General features: G+C 58.7%; 27 protein-coding genes. 14 read left to right on the top strand and 13 right to left on the bottom strand.

The window, feature by feature from the left end; genetic code table 11:
• Positions 1 to 74 precede the first annotated feature (74 nt).
• The gene (locus AC6I79_RS12760) at positions 75 to 1,280 is read left to right on the top strand and encodes a serine hydrolase (RefSeq protein WP_498027321.1); all 1,206 of its coding nucleotides are present in this window, start codon (positions 75 to 77) and stop codon (positions 1,278 to 1,280) included.
• A gap of 48 nt (positions 1,281 to 1,328) precedes the next feature.
• On the opposite strand, the gene ybjG is transcribed toward AC6I79_RS12760, so the two are convergent.
• The 3 genes from ybjG to AC6I79_RS12745 all read right to left on the bottom strand — a co-directional run bounded on the left by ybjG (position 1,329) and on the right by AC6I79_RS12745 (position 4,567).
• The gene (ybjG, locus tag AC6I79_RS12755; protein WP_498027320.1) at positions 1,329 to 1,934 is read right to left on the bottom strand and encodes an undecaprenyl-diphosphate phosphatase; all 606 of its coding nucleotides are present in this window, start codon (positions 1,932 to 1,934) and stop codon (positions 1,329 to 1,331) included.
• On the bottom strand, positions 1,921 to 2,676 hold the full coding sequence (locus tag AC6I79_RS12750; protein WP_072209945.1) for a phosphatase PAP2 family protein: 756 nt from the start codon (positions 2,674 to 2,676) through the stop codon (positions 1,921 to 1,923). The genes ybjG and AC6I79_RS12750 overlap by 14 nt, the downstream gene beginning before the upstream one ends.
• Positions 2,677 to 2,878: 202 nt before the next feature.
• Positions 2,879 to 4,567 (bottom strand): aspartate:alanine antiporter, encoded by a 1,689-nt coding sequence (locus AC6I79_RS12745; RefSeq protein WP_021508387.1) that lies wholly within the window; start codon positions 4,565 to 4,567, stop codon positions 2,879 to 2,881.
• A 260-nt stretch (positions 4,568 to 4,827) separates the two neighbouring features.
• On the opposite strand from AC6I79_RS12745, the gene ybjM reads away from it, so the two are divergent.
• Positions 4,828 to 5,199, top strand: coding sequence for an inner membrane protein YbjM (ybjM, locus tag AC6I79_RS12740; RefSeq protein WP_021508386.1), 372 nt, complete (start codon positions 4,828 to 4,830; stop codon positions 5,197 to 5,199).
• 33 nt (positions 5,200 to 5,232) lie between these two features.
• Here ybjM and AC6I79_RS12735 read toward each other — a convergent pair whose 3' ends face one another.
• Positions 5,233 to 5,496: a GrxA family glutaredoxin gene (locus AC6I79_RS12735; protein ID WP_010618314.1), complete on the bottom strand. Its 264-nt coding sequence runs from the start codon at positions 5,494 to 5,496 to the stop codon at positions 5,233 to 5,235.
• A gap of 208 nt (positions 5,497 to 5,704) precedes the next feature.
• Here AC6I79_RS12735 and AC6I79_RS12730 point away from each other — a divergent pair, with 208 nt between their 5' ends.
• From AC6I79_RS12730 to rlmC, 10 genes are all read left to right on the top strand, one after another.
• Positions 5,705 to 5,956, top strand: a complete 252-nt coding sequence (locus AC6I79_RS12730) for a DUF1418 family protein (protein WP_021508385.1) — start codon at positions 5,705 to 5,707, stop codon at positions 5,954 to 5,956.
• Positions 5,957 to 5,968: 12 nt separating this feature from the next.
• Positions 5,969 to 6,691, top strand: a complete 723-nt coding sequence (gene nfsA, locus AC6I79_RS12725) for an oxygen-insensitive NADPH nitroreductase (protein ID WP_021508384.1) — start codon at positions 5,969 to 5,971, stop codon at positions 6,689 to 6,691.
• 17 nt (positions 6,692 to 6,708) lie between these two features.
• On the top strand, positions 6,709 to 7,611 hold the full coding sequence (gene rimK / locus AC6I79_RS12720) for a 30S ribosomal protein S6--L-glutamate ligase (protein ID WP_021508383.1): 903 nt from the start codon (positions 6,709 to 6,711) through the stop codon (positions 7,609 to 7,611).
• 87 nt (positions 7,612 to 7,698) lie between these two features.
• A complete protein-coding gene (locus AC6I79_RS12715) occupies positions 7,699 to 8,178 on the top strand; it encodes a type III secretion system chaperone family protein (protein WP_021508382.1) in 480 nt (159 codons plus the stop codon).
• A gap of 372 nt (positions 8,179 to 8,550) precedes the next feature.
• Complete coding sequence (potF, locus tag AC6I79_RS12710; RefSeq protein ID WP_021508381.1) at positions 8,551 to 9,660, top strand: spermidine/putrescine ABC transporter substrate-binding protein PotF; 1,110 nt, start codon at positions 8,551 to 8,553, stop codon at positions 9,658 to 9,660.
• A 119-nt stretch (positions 9,661 to 9,779) separates the two neighbouring features.
• Complete coding sequence (gene potG / locus AC6I79_RS12705) at positions 9,780 to 10,913, top strand: putrescine ABC transporter ATP-binding subunit PotG (protein WP_021508380.1); 1,134 nt, start codon at positions 9,780 to 9,782, stop codon at positions 10,911 to 10,913.
• A gap of 9 nt (positions 10,914 to 10,922) precedes the next feature.
• Positions 10,923 to 11,879, top strand: coding sequence for a putrescine ABC transporter permease PotH (gene potH / locus AC6I79_RS12700; RefSeq protein ID WP_021508379.1), 957 nt, complete (start codon positions 10,923 to 10,925; stop codon positions 11,877 to 11,879).
• Entirely contained in the window at positions 11,876 to 12,721 is an 846-nt protein-coding gene (gene potI / locus AC6I79_RS12695) for a putrescine ABC transporter permease PotI (RefSeq protein ID WP_058757786.1), read from the top strand. The genes potH and potI overlap by 4 nt, the downstream gene beginning before the upstream one ends.
• Positions 12,722 to 12,787: 66 nt before the next feature.
• The gene (locus AC6I79_RS12690) at positions 12,788 to 13,252 is read left to right on the top strand and encodes a YbjO family protein (protein ID WP_021508377.1); all 465 of its coding nucleotides are present in this window, start codon (positions 12,788 to 12,790) and stop codon (positions 13,250 to 13,252) included.
• Positions 13,253 to 13,300: 48 nt separating this feature from the next.
• Positions 13,301 to 14,437 carry a 23S rRNA (uracil(747)-C(5))-methyltransferase RlmC gene (rlmC, locus tag AC6I79_RS12685; protein WP_159378308.1) on the top strand — a complete coding sequence of 379 codons (1,137 nt, stop codon included), beginning with the start codon at positions 13,301 to 13,303 and terminating at the stop codon, positions 14,435 to 14,437.
• A 63-nt stretch (positions 14,438 to 14,500) separates the two neighbouring features.
• Here the strand turns inward: rlmC and AC6I79_RS12680 are convergent, their stop codons facing one another.
• The 6 genes from AC6I79_RS12680 to AC6I79_RS12655 form a co-directional block, all read right to left on the bottom strand.
• Positions 14,501 to 15,232 (bottom strand): arginine ABC transporter substrate-binding protein, encoded by a 732-nt coding sequence (locus AC6I79_RS12680; protein WP_104092759.1) that lies wholly within the window; start codon positions 15,230 to 15,232, stop codon positions 14,501 to 14,503.
• 154 nt (positions 15,233 to 15,386) lie between these two features.
• Entirely contained in the window at positions 15,387 to 16,055 is a 669-nt protein-coding gene (gene artM / locus AC6I79_RS12675; RefSeq protein ID WP_059008982.1) for an arginine ABC transporter permease ArtM, read from the bottom strand.
• 3 nt (positions 16,056 to 16,058) lie between these two features.
• Complete coding sequence (artQ, locus tag AC6I79_RS12670; RefSeq protein WP_021508373.1) at positions 16,059 to 16,772, bottom strand: arginine ABC transporter permease ArtQ; 714 nt, start codon at positions 16,770 to 16,772, stop codon at positions 16,059 to 16,061.
• Between the two features lie 6 nt (positions 16,773 to 16,778).
• A complete protein-coding gene (gene artJ, locus AC6I79_RS12665; protein ID WP_021508372.1) occupies positions 16,779 to 17,510 on the bottom strand; it encodes an arginine ABC transporter substrate-binding protein in 732 nt (243 codons plus the stop codon).
• A 15-nt stretch (positions 17,511 to 17,525) separates the two neighbouring features.
• Positions 17,526 to 18,254, bottom strand: a complete 729-nt coding sequence (artP, locus tag AC6I79_RS12660) for an arginine ABC transporter ATP-binding protein ArtP (protein WP_021508371.1) — start codon at positions 18,252 to 18,254, stop codon at positions 17,526 to 17,528.
• 239 nt (positions 18,255 to 18,493) lie between these two features.
• Entirely contained in the window at positions 18,494 to 19,033 is a 540-nt protein-coding gene (locus AC6I79_RS12655; protein WP_021508370.1) for a lipoprotein, read from the bottom strand.
• A gap of 108 nt (positions 19,034 to 19,141) precedes the next feature.
• Here AC6I79_RS12655 and AC6I79_RS12650 point away from each other — a divergent pair, with 108 nt between their 5' ends.
• Entirely contained in the window at positions 19,142 to 19,462 is a 321-nt protein-coding gene (locus tag AC6I79_RS12650; protein ID WP_132465365.1) for a heavy metal-binding domain-containing protein, read from the top strand.
• A complete protein-coding gene (locus AC6I79_RS12645; RefSeq protein ID WP_498027319.1) occupies positions 19,462 to 20,286 on the top strand; it encodes an N-acetylmuramoyl-L-alanine amidase in 825 nt (274 codons plus the stop codon). Before AC6I79_RS12650 ends, AC6I79_RS12645 begins: the two co-directional genes overlap by 1 nt.
• Before the next feature lie 15 nt (positions 20,287 to 20,301).
• Here AC6I79_RS12645 and ltaE read toward each other — a convergent pair whose 3' ends face one another.
• From ltaE to AC6I79_RS12630, 3 genes are all read right to left on the bottom strand, one after another.
• The gene (gene ltaE / locus AC6I79_RS12640; RefSeq protein WP_059008976.1) at positions 20,302 to 21,303 is read right to left on the bottom strand and encodes a low-specificity L-threonine aldolase; all 1,002 of its coding nucleotides are present in this window, start codon (positions 21,301 to 21,303) and stop codon (positions 20,302 to 20,304) included.
• Between the two features lie 69 nt (positions 21,304 to 21,372).
• Positions 21,373 to 23,094: a ubiquinone-dependent pyruvate dehydrogenase gene (gene poxB, locus AC6I79_RS12635; RefSeq protein ID WP_021508366.1), complete on the bottom strand. Its 1,722-nt coding sequence runs from the start codon at positions 23,092 to 23,094 to the stop codon at positions 21,373 to 21,375.
• Between the two features lie 109 nt (positions 23,095 to 23,203).
• Positions 23,204 to 24,103, bottom strand: coding sequence for a LysO family transporter (locus AC6I79_RS12630; RefSeq protein WP_021508365.1), 900 nt, complete (start codon positions 24,101 to 24,103; stop codon positions 23,204 to 23,206).
• Between the last annotated feature and the right edge of the window lie 123 nt (positions 24,104 to 24,226).

Genomic DNA, 24,226 nt, shown 5'->3' with positions numbered 1-24,226 from the left:
AACCGTTAGCGTTTGGTAAGACATGTCTTACCTGCACAAATCCGTGATTTTACAAGGACAATTGGGTCACGCTCATGAGAAAAACATCCCTGACTTCAGTCTGGCGGCCACTGGCGGCCAGTTCATTATTGTTGCTTTTCGTCCCTGTCACCACTCAGGCCGAGCAGGCACCGGCGGCACCGCAGATTGAGGCAAAGGCCTGGATTCTGATGGACTACAGCAGCGGCAAAGTGCTGGCAGAGTCCAATGCCGACCAGCGTCTTGATCCCGCCAGTCTGACCAAAATGATGACCAGCTACGTGGTCGGCCAGGCGCTGAAATCCGGCAAAATCACCAGTAACGACATGGTGACCATCGGCCAGGATGCCTGGGCCACCGGCAATCCGAAACTGCGCGGATCGTCGCTGATGTTTCTTAAACCGGGCGACCGCAGCCCGGTTTCGGAACTGAATAAGGGCGTGGTGATTCAGTCAGGGAATGATGCCTGTATCGCGCTGGCGGATTATGTCGCCGGCAGTCAGGATGCCTTCATCGGCCTGATGAACCATTACGTTAAAGCCTTTGGCCTGCAAAACACCCACTTCATGACGGTGCACGGTCTGGACGCCGAAGGCCAGTACAGCACCGCACGCGACATGGCGATCATCGGCCAGCGCCTGATTGGTGATGTGCCGGAAGAGTATGCGCTGAACAGCGAAAAAGAATTTACCTTTAATAATATCAAACAGATGAACCGCAACCGCCTGCTGTGGAGTAGCAACCTTAAGGTTGACGGCATCAAAACCGGGCATACCTCAGGGGCGGGCAACAATCTGGTTGCTTCAGCGGTCGATGGCGATATGCGCCTGATTTCGGTGGTACTGGGCGCGCAGACCGATGCCATTCGCTTTCGCGAGAGTGAAAAGCTGCTGACGTGGGGCTTCCGTTTCTATGAAACCGTTACGCCGATTAAAGCGGATAAACCGTTTGCCCAGCAGCGCGTGTGGTTTGGCGAAAACAGCCAGGTCAACCTCGGCGTGGCGAAGGATGCGGCGATCACTATCCCGAAAGGGCAGATGAAAAATCTCAAGGCCAGCTTTACCCTTAACGCACCGCAGCTGGAAGCGCCGCTGAAAAAGAATCAGGTAGTAGGCACTATCGATTTCCAGCTGGATGGCAAAACCATTGAGCAGCGTCCGCTGGTGGCGATGGAGGATGTACCGGAAGCCGGCTTTATTGGCCGCATCTGGGATTTCATTATGATGAAATTCAACGGCTGGTTTGGTAAGTGGTTCAGTTAATCTCAGGGCGGCGGGTCAGCCCGTGGCTAACCCGCCTGCCGGCGCAGTTTATCCGCGCACCCAGCCTTTTTTAATCGGCATCGCGAACAGGGCGCGGTAGAGTTGATGCGTCAGCGCCAGCATGCGCTGACCGTACAGCTGCCACGCCAGATGCGAAGCCAGACAGCCAAGCAACCCCACCAGAAAACCGCCCAGCATATCCAGCGGCCAGTGCACGCCGAGATACACGCGTGACCAGGCAATAGCGCTGCCAATCGCCAGCAAAACCACCCCGGACCACAGACGGTGCCAGAAAATAAACGCCAGCGCGAAGGTAAAAATCGTGGTGCCGTGATCGCTGGGATAGGAGTCATCAGCAGCGTGTGACAGGAACTGATGACCGAAGCCAATGGCGAACGGGCGCGGGTGTGGCAGTAGCTGGCCCACGCACCAGGAGATGCTCAGCGCATAAATCAGCGCCATGCCGGTTTTCAGCACCAGCGCGCGCTGCGACTGCAGCTGATCGCGCGGTCCCCACAGCCACAGGGCGACAATCAGCAACGGCACAATCGCAATCACATCTTTGGCGATAAAGGTCGCCAGGCTGATCAGCCACGCGGGAGAATCCGGCGTGGCGTTAATCCATAAAAAGAGGGTGTGGTTAAGAGCTTCCATCACGTTTCCTCGTCCTCGTCTTGTTTACCCAAAAAGAAATTGCGGCAAAAATCAGCAGCTGGCTGAGCCACACCCACCAGCCCGCCCACAAATTGTGGGAGAAAAAGTGCGCACCACGCATCACCTGGCCATAGCCCATCAGCAGGCCACAGGCGATACCCACTGCCAGCGCCAGCAGCGCGCGGCGTGGACGCTCCGGCCACCACAAAAAAAACAGCGCCATCAGCGCAAAGCCGCTGGAAGCATGGCCGCCCGGAAAGCACTGGCCCGGGCCACTGTTGGCCGGTACCGCCGCCAGCAGCGGAAAGCTTGCGGCATTGCCGCCGAACAGCGCCAGATCCCACGGACAGGAGTGCGCGCTGTGCGCCTTCAGCATGCCCACCACCAGCGGCCCCATACCAAACAGCAGGGCCACCAGCACACGCCGGGCGTCGCGCTGTTGCAGGCCGCGCAGTAACAGCAGCACCGCGCCAGCGATAATCACATCCTTCATCAGCCGATGGTTAATCAGATCCAGCCAGCGGTTGTGCTGCCACGGAAAACGCCGGGTGAGCGGATCAAACCAGCGCTGGCTGATGGCGATGTCGAGGCTTTCGTGGCGCGACCACCACAGAAACGCCAGCGCCAGAATTGCCAGCAAAATAAGGTTGATAGCGTAGAAGCGCGCGGACAGAGAATAAATAGCCGCGCTCCGAATCTCACTGCGGGTTGTTGGAGTGTTTAACTTTGATGAAAGTTGCATGAATATTTGCAAATAGCGAAACCAGAGTCACAGGGTGGCAAATCACGCTTAGGGAAACCTTAAGGGGAGCGCGTAGCAGGCATAAAAAAACCCGCTAGCAGAAGGCTAACGGGCTCCTCAATTTGGGGATTTCAAAGAAAAGCAGTGGCACTTATTCAGACTGCATCGCGTCCGATTAGTTCTGACGCGTGTAAAAATATTTTTAAACAGGCAAAAGCGGCCAGATGATGACAATCAGCGTCCCCGCCAGCGTCAGCAAGACGTTGGCAATGGCGTAGGTGCCGGCATAGCCGAGCGCCGGAATGCTGCTGCGCGCGGTATCGCTGATGATCTCCATGGCCGGTGCGCAGGTGCGCGCGCCCATGATGGCACCAAACAGCAGCGCGCGGTTCATGCGCAGCACATAAGCGCCGAACAGATAGCAAATCACCACCGGCAACAGACTCACCAGCAGGCCGCTCAGCAGCATCAGCGCGCCCGCACTGCCGAGACCGTGCTGCAGCCCGCTGCCGGCGCTCAGGCCAACCCCGGCCATAAACACCATCAGGCCAAACTCTTTCACCATGGTCAGTGCGCCCTGTGGGATGTAGCCGAACGTCGGGTGGTTGGCGCGCAGGAAGCCGAGCATGATGCCGGCAAACAGCAGCCCGGCGGCGTTGCCCAGGCCAAAGCTGAAGTTGCTGAACTGGAAGGTGATCATGCCGATCATCAGGCCGATGATAAAGAAGGCGCAGAACGCCAGCAGATCGGTCATCTGGCTGTGAATAGCAATGAAGCCGATGCGATCGGCCAGGCTTTTCACCCGACGCGCTTCGCCGCTCACCTGCAGCACATCGCCTTTGTTGAGCATAATGCTGTCGTCGATCGGCATCTCAATCTGGCTGCGAATCACCCGGTTGAGGAAGCAGCCATGATCGGTCAGTTTTAAATGGCTCAGGCGTTTATTCACCGCGTTGTGGTTTTTCACCACGATCTCTTCGGTGACGATGCGCATGTCGAGCAGATCGCGATCGAACACCTCTTTACCATTACGGAAACTGGCGTCGAGACGCGCATGGGCATCCGGATAGCCCACCAGAGAAATTTCGTCGCCGAGCTGCAGCACGGCATCACCGTCCGGGCTGGCGAGAATGCCGTTACGCCGCAGGCGCTCAATGTAGCAGCCGGTCTGACGGTGAATCCCCAGCTCGCGCAGGTTTTTGCCGCCGCTCCACTCAACCAGCTCCGGACCAACGCGATAAGCACGAATTACCGGCAGGAACACTTTACGCTGGCTGTCCGCATCCAGACCGCGCTCGCGCGCGATTTGCTGGGCGCAGGTCGGCAAATCCTGATGCTGCAGGCGCGGCAGGTAGCGTGCGCCGAAAATCAGGCTGACCAGCCCAATCAGATAGGTAAGGGCGTAACCCAGGCTGAGGTTATCCTGCATGCGCCCCAGCAGCTGCGTGTCGCTGATGCTTTGCCGCAGCGTATCGCCTGCGCCCACCAGCACCGGCGTTGAGGTCATCGAGCCGGCCAGCATGCCGGCGGTGAGGCCGATATCCCAGCCAAACAGTTTGCCGAGCGTCAGCGCAATCAGCAGGGCGCTGACCACCATGACGATCGCCAGAAAGAAATAGTTCTTACCGTCGCGGAAAAAGATGGAGAAAAAGTTGGGACCGGCTTCCACCCCGACACAAAAAATAAACAGCATAAAGCCCAGACTTAAGGCGTCAGTATTAATCGCGAAGTGTTGCTGACCCAGAATCAGCGAAACCACCAGCACACCAATAGAATTACCGAGTTGTACGGAGCCAAGGCGTAATTTACCCAGGCACAGGCCGAGGGCTAATACGACAAATAATAACAGAACGTCATTTCCGCTTAACAATTCTGCGACGTTAATGTTCACGGTTTAACTTCTTATTTACCTGTAACGGGTTGATGGGAGGGGATTTTTTCGCTATCTTGTGACGGCAGCGCACGGCCCGGTCACCGAATGTTCTTAATCTGTGACCCACATAAAGCGGCGCCATTCTAATCATAATTAACACCCTCAGCTATCAGCAGTTTTCATTCCTTCTGCCTTCAGCTGTTTCTTTTTATTTCCACGTAAGCGCATCAGGGCAGTTAAAAGTTTCAATATTGTTAACGTCAAAGTTGAGGAGAGGTATGTTGCAGCGCAATAATCGCTGGCCAGCATCGGTTCTGGGCGTGATGCTTTATACGCTGGTGTTTATTTTTGCACATCATTTTTGGTCCGCCGCCGCGACGCAGGCGGTGCGTGGACAGCCGGAACTGCTGCTGTTTCTGCTGCCGGGCATCGTGATGGCGCTGCTGCAGCCGGACAGTCCGCTGATCGGCACACTGTGGATCGCGCTGGGCGGGACGCTGCTGGGCATGATGTGGGTGTGGCTGGTGATGCCGATGACGCACAGCTTGCTGCTGGTGACGGCGTGGAGCCTGAGTGCACTATTCTGGGCGGGGTGCGGTGCGCTGCTGGTGCGCCTGTTGCGCATTATGCTGGCGATGCGGACCAGCTGAGTGAAGCGAAGACGGGCCCGCAGGCCCGTCAGGTCAGGCTTCGATGCCGAGGTTTTCTTTGGTCCACGCAGCAAATTCGGTGTAACCACCGATGTGCTGGTCGTCGAGGAAGATCTGCGGCACGGTAGAAACCGGTTTGCCGGCACGCGCTTCCAGGTCGGCTTTGGTGATGCCGGTCGCCTGGATATCGACGTACTGATAATTAAAATCGTCGCGCTCGCTGGTTAACTTCGTGGCTAACTCTTTTGCTCGTACGCAGTAAGGGCAGCTGGAACGGCCAAAAATCACTGCAATCATTGCTTCTCTCCTTCCGCTGCTGTTTTGTGACTTGTCTCACATCACAGCGTGAATAATGCGTCACATCATGCCCGCCCATCCTGCTTAAGAAAAGCAGAAATTGCCTGTTACTCTAATGCGCGCTGTCTATACCCGGTCACAATGCCGTACTACAGTATTCGGGTATCACCTGCAGCAGAAACAGATGAACACTGAGGAGCTCTGAACCATGCGTAATCTGGCGACGTTGCCCAAACCCGTGCTACTGCTGGAAGCGCTGGGCGTGCTGGCAGTGATTGGCGCGCTGCTGCTGGTCAACGACTGGCTGGCGGCACCGGCATTCATGGCGAAAAAACCGCTGGCAACGCTGCTGTTTTTCCTCGGCATTGCGCTGATGTTGCCGGCAGCGTGGCTGATGATGTGGCGCACCGCAAAGGCGATGGCACCGCAGTTGTTCAATCACAACCACAAAAAGAAGTAACCGGAGAGGATTATGACGCCGACTATTGATTTGCTTTGCAGCCACCGTTCCATTCGCGCCTTTACTGAGCAGGGGATTGATGACGCCCAGCGCAGCGCGATTATCGCTGCGGCGCAGGCGGCCTCGACCTCCAGTTTTTTACAATGTTCTTCCATTGTCCGTATCACCGACCGCGCCCTGCGCGAGCAGCTGGTGCAGCTCACCGGCGGGCAGCCGTGGGTCAGCGCCGCAGCGGAGTTTTGGGTGTTCTGCGCCGACTTCAACCGCCACCAGCAAATCTGCCCTGAGGCCCAACTGGGCCGTGCCGAACAGCTGCTGCTGGGTTGTGTCGATACCGCGCTGATGGCGCAGAACGCCATGGTGGCTGCGGAATCGCTCGGTTTAGGCGGCGTGTTTATTGGCGGCATTCGCAACAGCATCGCGCAGGTGACGGAGCTGCTGGGGCTGCCGAAGTTTGTGCTGCCGCTGTTTGGCTTCTGCATCGGCCATCCCGACGCGTCACCGGACGTCAAGCCGCGCATGCCGCAGGCGATGCTGGTGCATGAAAACCGCTACCAGCCGCTGGATAAAGCGGTGCTGGCGCAATATGACCAGCAGATCACCGCTTACTATCAGCAGCGCGACAGCAATCAGCGCTCGGAAAACTGGAGCGAACTGATTCAGCGTTTGATCATTAAAGAAACGCGACCGTTCATGCTGGACTACCTGCATCAGCAGGGCTGGGCAACGCGCTAAGCACAGGGACCGCTGCAATGAAGATGGCCATTCTCACCCGTGACGGCGCGCTCTACTCCTGTAAACGCCTGCGTGAAGCCGCGGAAGCGCGTGGCCATCAGGTGCAGATGATCGATCCGCTCTCCTGCTACATGAACATCAACTCCGACTCGCCGGCGGTGCACTATCGCGGTGAGGCGCTCGGCCATTTCGACGCGGTGATCCCGCGCATCGGCACCGCCACCACCTTTTACGGTACGGCGGTGCTGCGTCAGTTCGAGATGCTCGGCAGCTATCCGCTCAACGAGTCAGTGGCCATTACCCGCGCACGCGACAAGCTGCGCTCGCTGCAGCTGCTGGCGCGCGAGGGCATCGACATGCCGGTTACCGGCTTTGCCTCGTCGCCGGATGATACGCAGGATGTGATCGCCATGGTCGGCGGCGCGCCGCTGGTGGTGAAACTGGTGGAGGGGACGCAGGGGATCGGCGTGGTGCTGGCGGAAACCCGCCAGGCGGCAGAGAGCGTGATCGATGCGTTTCGCGGTCTCAATGCGCATATTCTGGTGCAGGAGTTCATCAAAGAGGCGCGCGGGCGCGACATCCGCTGCCTGGTGATTGGTGACGAAGTGGTGGCGGCGATTGAGCGGGAAGCCAAAGAGGGCGATTTCCGCTCTAATCTGCACCGCGGCGGCAGCGCCCGCGCCGTCACCATTACCGATCAGGAGCGCGAGATCGCGGTCAAAGCGGCCACAACGCTGGGATTAGCCGTGGCGGGCGTGGATATTCTGCGCGCCAACCGGGGTCCGCTGGTGATGGAGGTCAATGCCTCTCCGGGGCTGGAGGGCATCGAAGGCAGCACCGGTTTAGACATTGCCGCCATGATGATCCGCTGGATTGAGCAGCACGCCTGTCCCGGTTATCGTCCGAAAACCGGGGGCTGAACCGCGCTTTTGCGCGGTTTTCGTGGCATCTGCAGCCATTTTTCCGTAAGCTAAGGCGCTTATTTATTCACCCCACAGGATACAACGATGGATTCACTGGTCGTTCCTGACATCGACATGCTGCGTCGCTGGCTGGATCAACAAAATATCACCTGGTTCGAATGCGATGCCTGCCAGGCTTTGCATCTGCCGCATATGCAGAATTTTGACGGGGTGTTTGACGCGAAAATCGACCTGGTGGATAACGTTATCCTCTTCTCGGCGCTGGCAGAAGTAAAGCCCACCGCGCTGATCCCGCTGGTTGGTGAACTGTCGCAAATCAATGCCAGTTCGCTGACGGTGAAAGCCTTTATCGATATACAGGATGACAACCTGCCGAAGCTGATCGTCTGCCAGTCAATCAGCGTAAGCGCCGGCATCACCTTTGGTCAGTTCACCCACTTCATGAAGCAGAGCGAAGAGGGGATTTCGATGGTGATCATGGAAGCGTTCGCTAATCATCTGCTGATGATGGGCGAAGACGAGGAGCGTCCGCCGAGCGTCAGCAGCCACAGCATGCTGCACTGATTTTTCCCCTCCTGCTAACTGCCGCTTTTTGCGGCAGTTTTCATTTCAGGTCCACCACTTTTTATTCTGCATTTTGCCCTTTATTGCCAGATATTAGTCGTGCTTTATGCCGCTAGTGCCAGAGTGCATAGCAGAAACATGCATAACTTATCGCAAAAAGGCGTTTTTTAAGCTGGGATCTGGCACGCAGGAATCAGGGGGGCTATTCTTGCGGGGCTGTCTGATACGTGCAACTACGGCGCAGCTATAGGTTTTTGCTATTAAACTCCCGCTGAATATTGATTCATTGTGTGGCTGTAATTTAACAGACAACGCAACGACCGGATCGCGTGTATGCAGCGTTGTGATGACCCGCTCAGGAGGAAGAAAAACATGATCAACCAGTCAAAAAAATGGTTGCCAGGTGTGGTTGCAGGTGTGCTGATGGCTGCGGCCGTGGGCGCTCAGGCAGAGGATAAAACGCTGCACGTTTATAACTGGTCCGATTATATTTCGGCCGACACCGTGCCCAATTTTGAAAAGCAGACCGGCATCAAAGTGGTCTACGACGTGTTTGACTCCAACGAAGTGCTGGAAGGCAAACTGATGGCCGGCAGCACCGGTTATGACGTGGTGGTACCGTCGTCGAGCTTCCTCGCGCGTCAGCTGCAGTCGGGTGTGTTCCAGGAGCTGGATAAGAGCAAGCTGCCTAACTATAAAAATCTCGATCCCGATCTGATGGCGAAAGTGGCCCAGCACGATCCGGGTAACAAATACGCCATTCCTTACCTGTGGGGCACCACCGGTATTGGCTATAACATCGATAAAGTCAAAGCGGCACTGGGCGCCGATGCGCCGGTGAACAGCTGGGATCTGGTGCTGAAGCCGGAAAACCTGGAAAAACTGAAGAGCTGCGGCGTTTCGTTCCTCGATGCGCCAGAAGAGATTTTTGCCACCGTGCTGAACTACCTCGGCAAAGATCCGAACAGCTCTGACGCGAAAGATTACACCGGTGCGGCGACCGATCTGCTGCTGAAGCTGCGGCCGAATATCCGCTACTTCCACTCTTCGCAGTACATCAATGACCTCGCCAACGGCAACATCTGCGTCGCCATCGGCTGGTCTGGCGATATTCTGCAGGCGAAAGATCGCGCGGTGAAAGCCAACAACGGTGTCCATCTCGGTTACAGCGTTCCGAAAGAGGGCGCGCTGGCGTTCTTCGACATGATGGCCATTCCAAAAGACGCGAAAAATCTGGATGCGGCTTATCAGTGGCTGAACTACATCATGGATCCGAAAGTGATTGCCGACGTCTCCAACAAGATGAACTACGCCAACGGCAACAAAGCGTCGCTGCCGCTGATCAATGCGGATGTGCGCAACAATCCGGGAATCTTCCCGACGCCGGAAGCGATGGCCAAACTGTTTGTGCTCAAGGTCCAGGATCCGAAACTGGATCGTGCGCGTACCCGTGCATGGACTAAAGTAAAAAGTGGTAAGTAATTCGTTCTGAACGGATTCCCTTATCGGTAAACGACAACAGAGGCGCGGTGCTGGCCTCTGTTGTGTCATTTAGCGGCTGGCTGTGCCGCGCTATCCCGCTTAGCGCCGGAGACATGTGAGTGAACGACGCGATTCCCCGCCCCCAAAATAAAACGGCTAAGGCGTTAACGCCGCTGCTGGAAATCCGCAACCTGACGAAATCGTTTGACGGCCAGCACGCCGTGGATGATGTCAGCCTGACCATTTACAAAGGCGAAATTTTCGCACTGCTGGGCGCTTCCGGCTGTGGCAAGTCCACGCTGCTGCGGATGCTGGCCGGCTTTGAAATTCCCAGCAGCGGCCAGATTGTGCTGGATGGTCAGGATCTGTCCCACGTGCCGCCGTATCAGCGGCCCATCAACATGATGTTCCAGTCGTACGCGCTGTTTCCGCACATGACGGTGGAACAGAACATCGCTTTTGGCCTGAAGCAGGACAAATTGCCGAAAGGCGAAATCAGCAGCCGCGTGGCAGAGATGCTGGCGCTGGTGCATATGGAAGAATACGCCAAACGTAAGCCGCACCAGCTTTCTGGCGGCCAGCGTCAGCGCGTGGCGCTGGCGCGTAGCCTGGCGAAACGTCCCAAGCTTCTGCTGCTCGACGAACCGATGGGCGCGCTGGATAAAAAACTGCGTGACCGCATGCAGCACGAAGTGGTGGATATTCTGGAGCGCGTAGGCGCTACCTGCGTGATGGTGACCCACGATCAGGAAGAAGCCATGACCATGGCGGGCCGCATCGCCATCATGAACCGCGGTAAATTTGTGCAGATCGGCGAGCCGGAAGAGATTTACGAGCACCCGACCAGCCGCTACAGCGCCGAGTTTATCGGCTCGGTGAATGTGTTTGATGGCCTGCTGCGCGAACGCCGCGACGAAGGCGTGGTGATCGACAGTCCGGGGCTGATGCATCCGCTCAAGGTGCAGACCGATGTGTCGATTGTGGACAACGTGCCGGTGCACGTGGCGCTGCGGCCGGAAAAAGTCATGCTGTGCGACGAGGTGCCGGCCGACGGCTGCAACTTTGCTGTGGGCGAAGTGGTGCATATCGCCTATCTCGGCGATCTGTCGATTTACCACGTACGGCTGCGCAGCGGCCAGATGATCAGCGCCCAGCTGCAGAATGCGCATCGCTACCGGAAAGGCGCGCCCACCTGGGGCGATGAAGTGCGCCTGTGCTGGGATGCCGACAGCTGTGTGGTCCTGACGGTTTAAGGAGGCGCTATGAGCCAGATTTCTCAACGCAGCGAGCCGGAGGTAGCGGGCACACCGCTGCAGCGCTGGGGCACACGCATGAAAATGCAGCACGGTCGCAAGCTGGTGATCGCGCTGCCTTATCTGTGGCTAATCCTGCTGTTTATGCTGCCGTTCCTCATCGTGCTGAAGATTAGTTTCGCCGATATTGCGCGCGCCATTCCGCCGTACACCGATTTGGTGACCTGGGCGGACGACCAGCTCAACCTGGTGCTCAATCTGGGCAACTACCTGACGCTAACCGACGATCCGCTGTACGCCGAAGCTTATCTCACCTCGCTGAAGGTGGCGGCGATCTCAACGGTGATCTGTCTGCTGATCGGTTATCCGCTGGCGTGGGCGGTGGCGCACAGCAAGCCCTCCATGCGCACCATCCTGCTGCTGCTGGTGATCCTGCCGTCGTGGACCTCGTTCCTGGTGCGCGTCTATGCGTGGATGGGGCTGCTGAACAACAACGGGATCCTCAACCGCTTCCTGATGTGGCTTGGCGTGATCGATCATCCGCTGATCATCCTGTACACCAACACGGCGGTGTATATCGGTATCGTTTACTGCTACCTGCCGTTTATGGTGCTGCCGATCTACACCGCGCTGACGCGCATTGATTATTCGCTGGTGGAAGCGTCGCTCGACCTCGGCGCGCGCCCGCTGAAAACCTTCTTCAGCGTCATCGTGCCGCTGACCAAAGGCGGCATTATTGCTGGCTCAATGCTGGTATTTATCCCGGCGGTGGGCGAGTACGTGATCCCGGAACTGCTCGGCGGACCGGACAGCATCATGATTGGGCGCATTTTGTGGCAGGAGTTCTTCAACAACCGCGACTGGCCGGTGGCCTCGGCGCTGGCGGTGATCATCCTGCTGATCCTGATTCTGCCTATCGTCTGGTTCCACAAACATCAAAACCGTGAAATGGGGGAGAAGGGATGAATCAGCTACCGGTAATCCGCTCTCCGTGGCGCACCGCGATTCTGGCGCTGTGCTTCCTGTTCCTGTACGCGCCGATGCTGCTGCTGGTGGTTTACTCCTTCAACAGCTCGCAGCTGGTGACGGTATGGGAGAGCTTCTCGTTTCACTGGTATCGCGTGCTGTTCCAGGATGATGCGATGCTGGATGCGGTTGGCCTGAGCCTGACCATCGCGGCGCTGTCGGCCACCATGGCAGTAGTGCTCGGCACCATGGCGGCGGTGATTATCGTGCGCTTCGGGCGTTTTCGCGGCCACAGCGGCTTTGCTTTCATGCTCACCGCGCCGCTGGTGATGCCCGACGTGATCACCGGTCTGTCGCTGCTGCTGCTGTTCGTGGCGATGGGCAATACCTTTGGCTGGCCGGGCGATCGCGGCATGCTGACCATCTGGCTGGCGCACGTCACGTTCTGTACCGCCTACGTGGCGGTGGTGATCAACTCGCGGCTGCGCGAGCTGGATCGCTCAATTGAAGAAGCGGCGATGGACCTCGGCGCTACGCCGCTGAAGGTGTTCTTCGTGATTACCGTGCCGATGATTGCCCCGGCGATCATTACCGGCTGGCTGCTGGCGTTTACTCTGTCGCTGGACGACCTGGTGATCGCCAGCTTCGTCACCGGGCCGGGCGCTACCACGCTGCCGATGGCGATCTTTGCCACGGTGCGGCGCGGCGTCAATCCGGAGATCAACGCGCTGGCCTCGCTGATTCTGTTTGTGGTCGGGCTGGTCGGCTTTATTGCCTGGCGCTTTATGGCGCACGAAGAAAAACAGCGATTGCGCGATATTCAGAAAGCAAAACGTGGCTGAGTGACGCAACATTTGCCAATATAAGCAAGGCTGACTCTGTCAGCCTTTTCTTATGGAGCGCGCGCAATGTCGGAAACGTTGAAAAACCTGGTGTTAACCTCCACGCCCGTGCCGGTGACCATTGCCGGCAGCGCCATTATCGCCACGCGCTGTATCAGCGTGCTGATGCTGGCCAATGAGCTGGGCTATGACGAAATCGCCAATTTCGTGCACCGCAGCGCGCAGGCGTGGGACTCCACGCTAATTTTTATCGCCAGCCAGCTGATTTTCCTGTTTGAACTGCGCTGTGCCTTTACCCTGATGCGCGGCAGTAATGCCGGGCGCTGGGGCTACGTGGCCACACAGATCGTGGTGCTGCTGTACATGCTGATGGCGTCGGTGGGCTGGATCTATCCGGAGATTTTCAGCATTCCCGGCGAGAATAACGCGCAGATTATTCACCACACGCTGCTGCAGAAACTGCCGGATGTGCTGGTGCTGCTGCTGCTGTTTGTGCCGGCCAGCAGTCGCGCATTTTTCCGCAGCCGGTGATACAATCGGCCCCCGTTTTTGCTCCCGATTCTCAATACAGGCCTTTCCATGCATTGCGCGCTTTATCAGGCCGGTCGCTGTCGCTCATGTCAGTGGCTGGAAAAACCCTATCCGCAACAGCTGAGCGACAAGCAGGCGCAGCTGACGCAGCTGCTGGACGGCATGCCGGTCGCCGACTGGCGGCCGCCGGTTACCTCGGTGCAGCAGGGGTTTCGCAATAAAGCCAAGATGGTGGTGAGCGGCAGCGTGGAAAAACCGCTGTTCGGCATGGTGGCGCGAGACGGCGAGCCGGTGGATCTCTGCGCCTGTCCGCTCTATCCCGCCAGCTTCGCGGCGGTATTCGACGTGCTGAAACCCTTTATCGCCCGTGCCGGTCTGACGCCGTACAACGTAGCGCGCAAACGCGGCGAGCTGAAGTTTTTGCTGCTGACGGAGAGTACCCAGGGCGGCATGATGCTGCGTTTTGTCCTGCGCTCGCACAGCAAACTGGCGCAACTGCGCGCCGCGCTGCCGTGGCTGCAACAGCAGCTGCCGCAGCTGCAGGTGATCTCCGCCAATATTCAGCCGGTGCACATGGCGATACTGGAGGGCGAGGAGGAGATGGCGCTGACGCCTGAGCAGGCGCTGCCGGAACGCTTCAACGACGTGCCGCTGTATATCCGTCCGCAAAGTTTCTTCCAGACTAACCCGCAGGTGGCGGCTGCGCTGTACGCAACGGCACGCGACTGGGTGGCGGAGCTGCCGGTGCACAGCATGTGGGATCTGTTCTGTGGCGTTGGCGGCTTTGGCCTGCACTGCGCCACGCCGCAGATGCAGCTGACCGGCATTGAAATCAGTGCGGAAGCCATCGCCTGCGCGCAGCAGTCGGCGCAGCAGCTGGGGTTAGAGCAGGTGAGTTTTGCCGCGCTGGATTCCACGCAGTTTGCCACCGGGCATGCGAGCGTGCCGCAGCTGGTGCTGGTCAATCCGCCACGTCGCGGTATTGGCGCAGAACTGTGCGCCTGGCTGAGCCGCATGGCGCCGGACTACATTCTGTATTCCAGCTGCAATCCCGCCAGCATGGCGCAGGACATTGCGCGCCTGGCCGACTATGACATCAGCCGCGTGCAGCTGTTCGATATGTTCCCGCACACCGCACATTTCGAGGTGCTGACGTTACTGCGTCATAAGGGTGGAATCGCGTAGCGCCCGGCTGCGCTGAGGACGTGCAGAACCTGGCAGGCCCGGCGCCACGCAACTCCATAATGCTTATTCCGGGAACCACTTCTGATTGATCTGCTGCCAGCGACCGTTGGCTTTCAACGCCGCCAGCGCGCTATTCAGCTGTTGCAGCAGCGCGCTGTTGCCCTTGCGCACCGCAATGCCGAGCCCGGTGCCGAAGTAGTCGCTGTCGGTAATGTGCTCGCCGACCGCGCTCAAATCCGCATTGGCCTTCAGCCACTGATTGACGACTGCGCTGTCACCAAATACGCCGTTGAGCCGGCCATTTTTCAGGTCGAGGATTGCGTTCTGGTAGCTGTCGTAGGCCACCGCAATTACTTCCGGATGCTTCTCCAGCAGGTATTTCTGATGGGTGGTGCCGTTTTCCACGCCGATGCGTTTGCCTTTCAGCTGGCTAAAATCGCTATATTCACCTTTATGGGCGATGACAATCGCCGAATTGGCGTAGTAGGGCTGGGTGAAATCGACCTGCTTACTGCGCTCGGCGGTGATATCCATGCCGGAAATGACCGCGTCATAGCGACGGAATTTCAGCGAAGGAATCAGGCTATCAAAGGCATTGTTGGTGAAAGTGCACTCGGCCTGCATCTGCTGACACAGCGCTTTGGCGAGGTCAATATCAAAACCGACAATCTGGTTATTCTGATCGAGTGATTCGAACGGGGGATAGGTGGCTGAGGCAGCAAAGCGAATTTTCTCTGCCGCATAAGCATTCATTGCCAGCGTTGCCATCACTGCCGCAACAATCCATTTTTTCATTATAAGGCTCCTGTAAACCATGCCAGAGGCGAAACGATTTACACGATGCCAGTTAATGCATTTGTATGCAATAATTATGATTAAAAATTTATTTGGCTGCGATCAGATACAGTGAGGAAGGGCGCGGCGCTTTCCTTCGCACCGCGTCAGACGATCAGTTGCGGCGCTCAAACGCCAGCGCGCGCTTCTCGACCAGGCGCATCAGCAGCGTCAGCAGGCCGTTAACCACCAGATAAATCAGACCGGCGGCAGCATACACGGTGACGTCGTAGGTGCGGCCATACAGCAGCTGGCCGTGGCCCATCACCTCCATCAGCGTAATGGTATAGGCCAGCGAAGTACTCTTGAACACCAGCACCACTTCGTTGGAGTAAGAGGAGAGGGCGCGCTTAAACGCGTACGGCAGCAGAATACGCAGCGTATCGCGGCGGCGCATGCCCAGCGCGGCACAGGACTGCCACTGCCCGGATGGTATGGCGCGCACCGCGCCGTAGAACAGCTGTGTGGTGTAGGCTGCGCTATTAAGCGACAGCGCCAGCATGGCACACAGCCACGGCTGCGACAGTAAATGCCAGAGCCACGGCACGTTCTGAATGCTGGGGAACTGGCCGGGACCGTAATAGATCAGGAAAATCTGCACCAGCAGCGGCGTGCCGGTAAACAGGGTGATATAGCCTTTGACCAGCCAATTGAGCAGCGGCAGCTTCAGCGCCAGCACAATGGTGCACAGCAGCGCCAGCAGCAGCGCGGCGACCAGCGAGGCGGCCGTCAGCGTCAGGCTGGTATGCAGGCCTTTCAGTAGCTCAGGTAAATACGCCAGCATGCGTCAGGCCCCCCGCTCGAAACGCGTGGTACGTGATTCAATACGGCGCAGTACCGCCTGACTGAATAGCGTAATCACTAAATAGATTGCGGCAGCCACCAGATACCAGGTAAACGGCTCCTGGGTGCGCGTCGCAATACTTTTGGTCTGCAGCATGAGATCGTTGACGCTAATCAGCGACACCAGCGCCGTATCCTTGAGCAGCACCAGCCACTGATTGCCGAGTCCGGGCAGCGCATGGCGCCACATCTGCGGCATAATCAGGCGGAAGAAAATCGCTGACTTTTTCATGCCCAGCGCCTGGCCTGATTCCCACTGGCCGGACGGCACCGCTTTCAGCGCACCGCGCAGCGTTTGAGAGGCGTAAGCCGAATAGAGCATCGCCAGCGCAATCACGCCGCACAGGAACGGGCTGACATCAAAGTTCTCAATCTGCATCTGCACCGGCAGGGTGAACAGGCCCAGATTGAGCTGGAAGCCGTCCGACAGCGTCAGCAGCAGCTGCGAGGCACCGAAATAGATAAACAGCACCACCAGAATTTCCGGCAGGCCGCGAATCAGCGTCACCAGCCCGGTACCGATCCACGCCAGCGGTTTCCAGCGCAGCGATTCCCAGCCAGCAAAAATCATCGCCAGCGCGAGGCCGGCGATCAGGGCACAAACGGCAAGGCCGACGGTCATGCCGGCGGCGCTTGCGAGTGGAATCATTTCATTCATCAGAAATTACTGCTGAAACCATTTGTTGTAGATGGTTTTGTAGGTGCCGTCGGCTTTGATCTTATCCAGCGCGCCGTTGAACTTCTGCTGCAGTTCGCTGTTGCCCTGACGCACGGCGATGCCGAGGCCGGTGCCGAAGTAGGCTTTGTCGGTCACTTTCTCACCCAGCGCGGCGAGGTTGGCGTTCTGCTTCAGCCACTCGTTAACCACGGCGGTATCCCCGAACACTGCATCAATACGGCCATTCTTCAGGTCGAGCACCGCATTCTGGTAGCTGTCGTAAGGCACGATGGTGATGTCGCTGTGCTTGTCAGAGAGGTATTTCTGGTGCGTGGTGCCGTTCTGTACGCCCACACGCTTGCCTTTCAGCGCCGCAACGTCCGCCAGCTTGCCTTTCTGCGCGATGAAGGTCGCAGAGTTGTCGTAGTAAGGTTTGGTGAACAGCACCTGCTTTTCACGCTCTGGCGTGATATCCATGCCGGCCATCACCGCGTCAAAACGGCGGAATTTCAGGCTGGGGATCAGGCTGTCGAAGGCCTGGTTGGTAAAGGTGCAGGTCGCATCGATCTCTTTGCACAGCGCATTGGCCAGATCGACGTCAAAGCCCTGGATTTTGTTGTCGGAGTCGACAAATTCAAACGGCGGATAAGACGCCTCGGTCGCGAAACGCAGGGTTTGCGCGGCAGAAGCGCTCAGGCTCAGGCTGGCAAGCAGTGCAGCAAGTACAACTTTTTTCATTAGAAGCATCCTGACTTAGTGCGAAAGATAATGAGCAAACGCCTCGGTTTGCGGCTGTGTAAAGTGGCTGGCATCGCCCTGTTCAATGATGCGACCGTTCTCCATGTACACCACGCGGCTGGCGGTTTTGCGCGCCACCTCAACTTCGTGGGTCACAATCACCTGCGTGATCTGCGTCTGGGCCAGCTCACGAATGATGCTGACGATCTGTGCCGTGATTTCGGGGTCGAGCGCGGCGGTCGGTTCATCAAACAGCAACACCTGCGGCTCCATCATCAGCGCGCGCGCAATTGCCACGCGTTGCTGCTGGCCACCGGAAAGGTGCAGGGGAAAACGATCGGCGTACGGCGTCAGACGCAGGCGTTCCAGTAGTTTATCGGCGCGCGCGCGTGCCGCATCTTTGCTGAGCCCGAGCACACGACAGGGTGCTTCAATCAGGTTCTGCATCACGCTGAGGTGCGGCCACAGATTGTACTGCTGGAACACCATGCCGACATTCTGGCGCAGTTCGCGAATCGCGTTGTCGGACGGCGTCTGGCTAAAATCGAAGTGGTTGCCGGCAATCTGCAGGCTACCGGAACGCGGCAGCTCCAGCAGGTTGAGCACGCGCAGGAGTGAACTTTTACCCGCGCCACTCGGGCCGAGCAACACCAGCGTTTCGCCCTGCGGGCAGGCCAGGTTGATATCGAACAGCGCCTGATGGGCACCGTAAAAACAGTTGATGGCGTTTAGTTGAATACTCATGCGCAAAAAATGAATAGCAATTAGTGTCGCAAATCTTAACGTCACCAGAATAGTTATGCAATTGAGGTGGGTTAAAATTTATTAAAGAGCAATTAAACAGCAAAAGCGTAGCACAAAATCGGGCAGGGCAGCGGGGAAAGGGGCTGACGGGTAAGCGTCGGCTGTTGCACGGAAGCTTAGCGGCGCCGCAATGGTGCGGCGCGCTAATGGTTGCGGCTGAGTGCGGAAAAAATGCGCGACTATTTTTTCTCTTCCAGCAGCTGGCTGAGCGAGCCGCCACCGGCGTGTGGCCAGTCGCCGACGTAGCGCACATCATCCACCACCCAGCAGGTACCTTCGTGGATCATCAGCACTTCATCGCGCCAGCTTTTATCGCCGCGGCTCAGCGTCACGCGCAGCGGGATGTTACGCGCGTCGCGGTTAGGAATGCTGGAGGCGCTGGCCACGTCAGCGGCGGTGGGTCCCTGTGCCAGGCTGGAGAACAGATCGCCCTGGCGCCACGCTGCCGGTGGGTTGCTCTGGCTGCTGGCATGCAGCAGTTTCTGATACAGGTTGTCGCTCAGGTACGGGCGATATTTTGCCAGCGTGGTGCTGTCCGGCAATCCCTGGGTTGGCTGGCTGACACGTAAATCGTAGAACTGCTGCGCCACGCTGTCCGGACCGCCGTCAACGCAGGGGGCGGTACGCGGCCCGTTGTCCTTGATCACCGGCTCAACGGTGGTACAGGCACTCAGCAGCAATGCAGCGGGAACAAGCAGCGCAAAGGCTTTGTTTCTCATCTCGATTTCCTTATTGTTCACTGGCAAAGCGCCATTTTTAGCATAGAGTATAGCCGTGCTTTTACGCCGTACGAGCTATCGCCTCATGAATCACCACAGGAGAGAACGATGAAATTTTCGACTACGCCAACCCTGGAAGGGCAGAGCATCACTGAATATTGCGGCGTTGTGACCGGCGAAGCGATTCTCGGTGCCAACATTTTCCGCGACTTCTTTGCCGGCATCCGCGATATCGTCGGCGGCCGCTCCGGTGCTTATGAGAAAGAGCTGCGCAAAGCGCGGCAGATCGCCTTCGAAGAGCTGGAAGAACAGGCGAAAGCCATGGGCGCCAATGCAGTGGTTGGCATTGATATTGACTACGAAACCGTGGGCAAAGACAGCAGCATGCTGATGGTGAGCGTTACCGGTACTGCGGTGATCGTGCGCTAATGCGCGCGGTGTTACTGCTGGCGATGGCGCTGCTGCTCAGCGCCTGCCAGTCGACGCTGGAAGCGCGCAACGGCTATTGGGTCGATAGCGCGCACCCGGCGCAGGGGGCCAGACCGCGCATCAAAGTGGTGGTAATCCACTACACGGCGGAGGACTTTCCCTCGTCGCTGGCAACCCTGACGGACCGCAACGTCAGCGCACACTATCTGATTCCGCATCAGCCGCCGCAGAAAAACGGCACCGGGGTGATCTGGCAGCTGGTGCCTGAAAACCAGCTGGCGTGGCATGCCGGACCGAGCTTCTGGCGCGGCGCAACGCGCATTAATGACACCTCAATTGGCATCGAAATCGTCAATGACGGCTATCGCCGCACGCTGACCGGCCGGCAGTGGCAGCCGTTCACCGCCGCGCAAATCACGGCCCTGGCCGCGCTGGTGCGCGATATCAGCCAGCGTTACGGCATCAGTCCGGAAAATATTGTCGGGCACAGTGATATCGCGCCGCAGCGCAAGCAGGATCCCGGTCCGCTGTTTCCGTGGCAACAGCTGGCCCGGCAGGGGCTGGGAGCGTGGCCGGATGCCGCCACGGTACAGCGCTATCTGGCTAACCAGCCGCCGGATGCGCCGGTGGAGAGCGCAGCGCTGCTGACTGCGCTGCAGCGCTATGGTTATGACGTTGCCGCTGCGCAAACGCCGCAGATGCAGCGCAAACTGATTGCGGCGTTTCAGATGCATTTCCGCCCGCGTGATTACCGTGGCGAAGCCGATGTCGAGACGCTGGCCATCGCCCGTGCGCTGCTGGCGAAATACGGCGCGGCACCGTAGCCGCGCGTTGCGGCGTTACGGCTGCAGAAAGGCCTGCCAGCGCGCCACCAGCTGCTGTAATTGCTGGCGGCTGACATCCAGATGGGTGACGATGCGGGTCTGCGGACCTACGCTGAGCAGCACGTCGCCCGCCTGCATCCAGCGCTGTAGCGGTGCGACCTGCTCCGCCGGCACTTTCACGAACAGCATGTTAGTATGCTGGCTCACTACTTCCACACCAAGAGCGCTGAGCTGCGCGCCGAGCCACGCGGCGTTGTCATGATCCTCCTGCAGACGCGCCACGTTGTGCTGCAGCGCGTAGAGACCGGCAGCCGCCAGAATGCCGGCCTGGCGCATGCCGCCGCCGGTCATTTTGCGCCAGCGCCGCGCCTGCTCGATATAAGCTTCATCACCACACAGCAGGGAGCCGACCGGCGTACCCAGTCCTTTCGACAGGCAGATGGTCAGGCTATCGCAGTAGCGGGCGATATCGATCAGCTGCACACCCTGCGCCACCACGGCATTAAAGATGCGCGCGCCGTCAATGTGCAGCGCCAGCTGGCGCTCGCGGGTAAATTGCCACGCCTGTTCAAGGTAGCTCAGCGGCAGCACTTTGCCGTGATGGGTATTTTCCAGGCTCAGCAGGCGGGTGCGGGCAAAATGCATGTCGTCCGGCTTGATGGCGGCCGCCACGTCGTGCAGCGGCAGCGTGCCGTCGGCAGCCGCGAGGATCGGCTGCGGCTGGATGCTGCCGAGCACCGCGGCACCGCCAGCCTCATATTTGTAGTTATGCGCCTGCTGGCCGACGATGTACTCATCGCCGCGCTGGCAGTGGCACAGCAGCGCCACCAGGTTGGCCTGGGTGCCGGTAGGGAAGAACAGCGCAGCCGCTTTACCGCTCAGGCGCGCCGCTTCAGCCTCCAGCGCATTGACGGTGGGATCATCGCGATAGACATCATCGCCGGTTTCGGCCGCCATCATCGCATCCAGCATCGCGGCACTCGGGCGGGTCACGGTATCACTGCGTAAATCGATCACGTTGTTCTCCTGACATAAAAAAGCGGGCTAAGCGCCCGCATGATAATTAATCCGGCAAGTCTCTTCGTTTTACCGCAGCCAGTTGGTTTTCGCCAGCTCGACGATTTCATCACCGCGGCCATTCAGGATCGCGCGCAGCATATACAGGCTGAAACCTTTAGCCTGCTCGGCTTTGATTTGCGGTGGCATCGACAGTTCTTCCTTGGCGGTGATCACGTCCACCAGCACCGGACCGTCGTGGGCGAACGCCTGTTGCAGCGCGCCATCGAGCTCCGAGGCTTTCTCCACGCGAATCCCTTTGATGCCGCAGGCGGTGGCGATGGCGGCGAAGTCCGGGTTCTCCAGATCGGTGCCGTCGGTGAGATAGCCGCCGGCTTTCATCTCCATCGCCACAAAGCCCAGCACGCTGTTATTGAAGATCACCAGCTTCACCGGCAGCTTAAGCTGCGCCAGCGAGATGAAATCGCCCATCAGCATGCTGAAGCCGCCATCGCCGCACAGCGCAACCACCTGACGCTGTTTATCGATGGCCTGTGCACCCAGCGCCTGCGGCATGGCGTTGGCCATCGAACCGTGGTTAAACGAGCCGAGCAGACGGCGCTTGCCGTTCATTTTCAGATAGCGCGCCGCCCACACCGTTGGCGTGCCGACATCACAGGTAAAGATGGCATCATCGGCCGCGTAGTGGCTGATCTGCTGGGCCAGATACTGCGGGTGAATCGCCTGCTTATCGTTGGCGGTCGCCAGATCGTCCAGCCCTTTGCGCGCATCCGCGTAGTGCTCCAGTGCGCGATCGAGGTGATGACGGTCGCTGTGGCTGGTGAGCTGCGGCTGCAGCGCCTGTAGCGTGGCTTTGATGTCACCCACCAGTGCCATGTCGACGTGACTGTGCGCGCCGAGGCTGGCCGGATTGATATCAATCTGAATAATGCGCGCGTCCGCCGGGTAGAACGGGCGATAAGGGAACTGAGTGCCGAGCAGCACCAGCGTGTCGGCGTTCATCATGGCGTGATAGCCGGATGAGAAGCCGATCAGCCCGGTCATGCCGACATCATACGGGTTGTCGTACTCGAGGTGCTCTTTGCCGCGCATGGCGTGCACCACCGGTGCTTTCAGCGTTTCGGCCAGCTTTACTACTTCCGCATGGGCACCGGCGCAGCCGCTGCCGCACATCAGGGTGATATTTTTCGCTTCATTAAGCGTTTCTGCGAGGCGCGTCAGTTCACTGACCGACGGCACCACCTGCGGCAGCTGCGGCGGATACCATTCGCTGCGCGCGTTCTCCGGCGCCGCCTGCAGCGCCACGTCACCCGGCAGCACAATCACCGACACGCCGCGATTGAGGATGGCTTTACGCATCGCAATGCCGAGCACCTGCGGCAGCTGTTCCGGATTGGAGACCAGTTCGCAGTAATGGCTGCACTCGCGGAATAACTCCTGCGGATGGGTTTCCTGAAAATAGCCGCTGCCGATTTCGCTCGAAGGAATGTGCGCGGCAATTGCCAGCACCGGAACATGGTTGCGATGGCAGTCAAACAGGCCGTTGATCAGATGCAGGTTGCCAGGGCCGCAGGAGCCGGCGCACACCGCCAGCTCACCGCTGATTTGTGCTTCCGCCCCGGCGGCAAAAGCGGCCACTTCTTCATGGCGCGTTGGCATCCATTCGATGGTGCCCATGCGGTTGAGGCTGTCGTTCAGTCCGTTGAGGGAGTCACCGGTTACGCCCCAGATGCGTTTTACGCCGGCGCTCTCCAGCGTTTTGGCCAGCAGGGCCGCCACAGTTTGCTTCATCGTTCGCTCCTTTCTGGTGTTGGCCATCCAGTCGGATGGCAAAAAACGTGTCAGAGAGAAAGCGTAGACGAAGCCGCAGCGCAGCGGGCGTGAAAAAATGCGCTGCGCGTCAGGCGGAAAACAGGGCGATGAGGATCGGCGCCAGCAGGTTCATGATAAAACCGTGCACGATGGCCGCAGGCACAATCTCCATTCCGCCGGCACGCTGCAGAATCGGCAGGGTGAAATCCATCGACGTGGCACCGCTCAGCCCGAGTGCCATACTGCGGTAGCGGTTGACCAGCACCGGAATCAGCAGCACCGCAGCCAGCTCGCGCAGCAGATCGTTAAAGAAGGCGGCGCTGCCGATCACCGGGCCGTACGCTTCGGTCATCAGAATGCCGGACAGCGAATACCAGCCGAAGCCGCTGGCCAGCGCCAGTCCGGTTGACAGCGAAACGCCGAGCAGCCACGCCGCCAGCACGCCGCCGCCCAGCGAGCCGCACAGGGATACCAGCGCTACCGTCATGCCGCGCCGGTTCAGGGTGATCTGGCGCAGCGTCATGCCGCTGCCGCGCAGCTGCACGCCCACCAGGAACAGCAGCACCACCAGCGCAATTTCGCTCAGGGTGGAGGCATGGCGCAGCGGCGCCCATTGGGTTAATCCCAGCAGGAAACCGGCCAGCACCGCCACACACAGCTTGAGTGACTCCAGAACCATGTGCCAGCGCGACGGCAGATTCTGCTGGCGATGCTGCTGCCGCCACGGCCAGCGGCGATCCAGCAGCCACAGCGCCAGCAGCGAGCAGCTCAGGATGGCGCCCGCGGCAATCAGCGCGGTTTTAAATACGATCAGCAAGTTGGTGCCGAGATTGTCGAGGAAGGCGAGGCTGGTACCCATAAAAAACAGAATGGCGTAAATCAGCAAACTCAGCAGGCGGTTAACGCGCTGCAACAGTGCAGGCTGATGCCACGGCAGCAAATAGCCCACCATCAGCGGCACCAGAATGATAAGCAGTCCGGTATACATGAAAAATGACGTCCTTTTTTGCGAGACGCCACGCTAATGGAAAATGCCTGAAGTGTAAACCTTTTCTCCCGCTGCCGACTTGACCAACGCAGCGCGGCGGACCATGCTCTGGCAAAGCACGGA

The sequence above is a fragment of the gamma proteobacterium symbiont of Scutellera amethystina genome, from assembly GCF_059730845.1.
This window is presented reverse-complemented; position numbering and strand designations above follow the sequence as displayed.

Coding starts and splice junctions, on each gene's coding strand:
- AC6I79_RS12760 (WP_498027321.1), top strand. CDS start 75: ATGAGAAAAACATCCCTGACTTCAGTCTGGCGGCCACTGGCGGCCAGT.
- ybjG (WP_498027320.1), bottom strand. CDS start 1,934: ATGGAAGCTCTTAACCACACCCTCTTTTTATGGATTAACGCCACGCCG.
- AC6I79_RS12750 (WP_072209945.1), bottom strand. CDS start 2,676: ATGCAACTTTCATCAAAGTTAAACACTCCAACAACCCGCAGTGAGATT.
- ybjM (WP_021508386.1), top strand. CDS start 4,828: ATGTTGCAGCGCAATAATCGCTGGCCAGCATCGGTTCTGGGCGTGATG.
- AC6I79_RS12735 (WP_010618314.1), bottom strand. CDS start 5,496: ATGATTGCAGTGATTTTTGGCCGTTCCAGCTGCCCTTACTGCGTACGA.
- AC6I79_RS12730 (WP_021508385.1), top strand. CDS start 5,705: ATGCGTAATCTGGCGACGTTGCCCAAACCCGTGCTACTGCTGGAAGCG.
- nfsA (WP_021508384.1), top strand. CDS start 5,969: ATGACGCCGACTATTGATTTGCTTTGCAGCCACCGTTCCATTCGCGCC.
- rimK (WP_021508383.1), top strand. CDS start 6,709: ATGAAGATGGCCATTCTCACCCGTGACGGCGCGCTCTACTCCTGTAAA.
- AC6I79_RS12715 (WP_021508382.1), top strand. CDS start 7,699: ATGGATTCACTGGTCGTTCCTGACATCGACATGCTGCGTCGCTGGCTG.
- potF (WP_021508381.1), top strand. CDS start 8,551: ATGATCAACCAGTCAAAAAAATGGTTGCCAGGTGTGGTTGCAGGTGTG.
- potH (WP_021508379.1), top strand. CDS start 10,923: ATGAGCCAGATTTCTCAACGCAGCGAGCCGGAGGTAGCGGGCACACCG.
- potI (WP_058757786.1), top strand. CDS start 11,876: ATGAATCAGCTACCGGTAATCCGCTCTCCGTGGCGCACCGCGATTCTG.
- AC6I79_RS12690 (WP_021508377.1), top strand. CDS start 12,788: ATGTCGGAAACGTTGAAAAACCTGGTGTTAACCTCCACGCCCGTGCCG.
- rlmC (WP_159378308.1), top strand. CDS start 13,301: ATGCATTGCGCGCTTTATCAGGCCGGTCGCTGTCGCTCATGTCAGTGG.
- AC6I79_RS12680 (WP_104092759.1), bottom strand. CDS start 15,232: ATGAAAAAATGGATTGTTGCGGCAGTGATGGCAACGCTGGCAATGAAT.
- artM (WP_059008982.1), bottom strand. CDS start 16,055: ATGCTGGCGTATTTACCTGAGCTACTGAAAGGCCTGCATACCAGCCTG.
- artQ (WP_021508373.1), bottom strand. CDS start 16,772: ATGAATGAAATGATTCCACTCGCAAGCGCCGCCGGCATGACCGTCGGC.
- artJ (WP_021508372.1), bottom strand. CDS start 17,510: ATGAAAAAAGTTGTACTTGCTGCACTGCTTGCCAGCCTGAGCCTGAGC.
- artP (WP_021508371.1), bottom strand. CDS start 18,254: ATGAGTATTCAACTAAACGCCATCAACTGTTTTTACGGTGCCCATCAG.
- AC6I79_RS12655 (WP_021508370.1), bottom strand. CDS start 19,033: ATGAGAAACAAAGCCTTTGCGCTGCTTGTTCCCGCTGCATTGCTGCTG.
- AC6I79_RS12650 (WP_132465365.1), top strand. CDS start 19,142: ATGAAATTTTCGACTACGCCAACCCTGGAAGGGCAGAGCATCACTGAA.
- AC6I79_RS12645 (WP_498027319.1), top strand. CDS start 19,462: ATGCGCGCGGTGTTACTGCTGGCGATGGCGCTGCTGCTCAGCGCCTGC.
- poxB (WP_021508366.1), bottom strand. CDS start 23,094: ATGAAGCAAACTGTGGCGGCCCTGCTGGCCAAAACGCTGGAGAGCGCC.
- AC6I79_RS12630 (WP_021508365.1), bottom strand. CDS start 24,103: ATGTATACCGGACTGCTTATCATTCTGGTGCCGCTGATGGTGGGCTAT.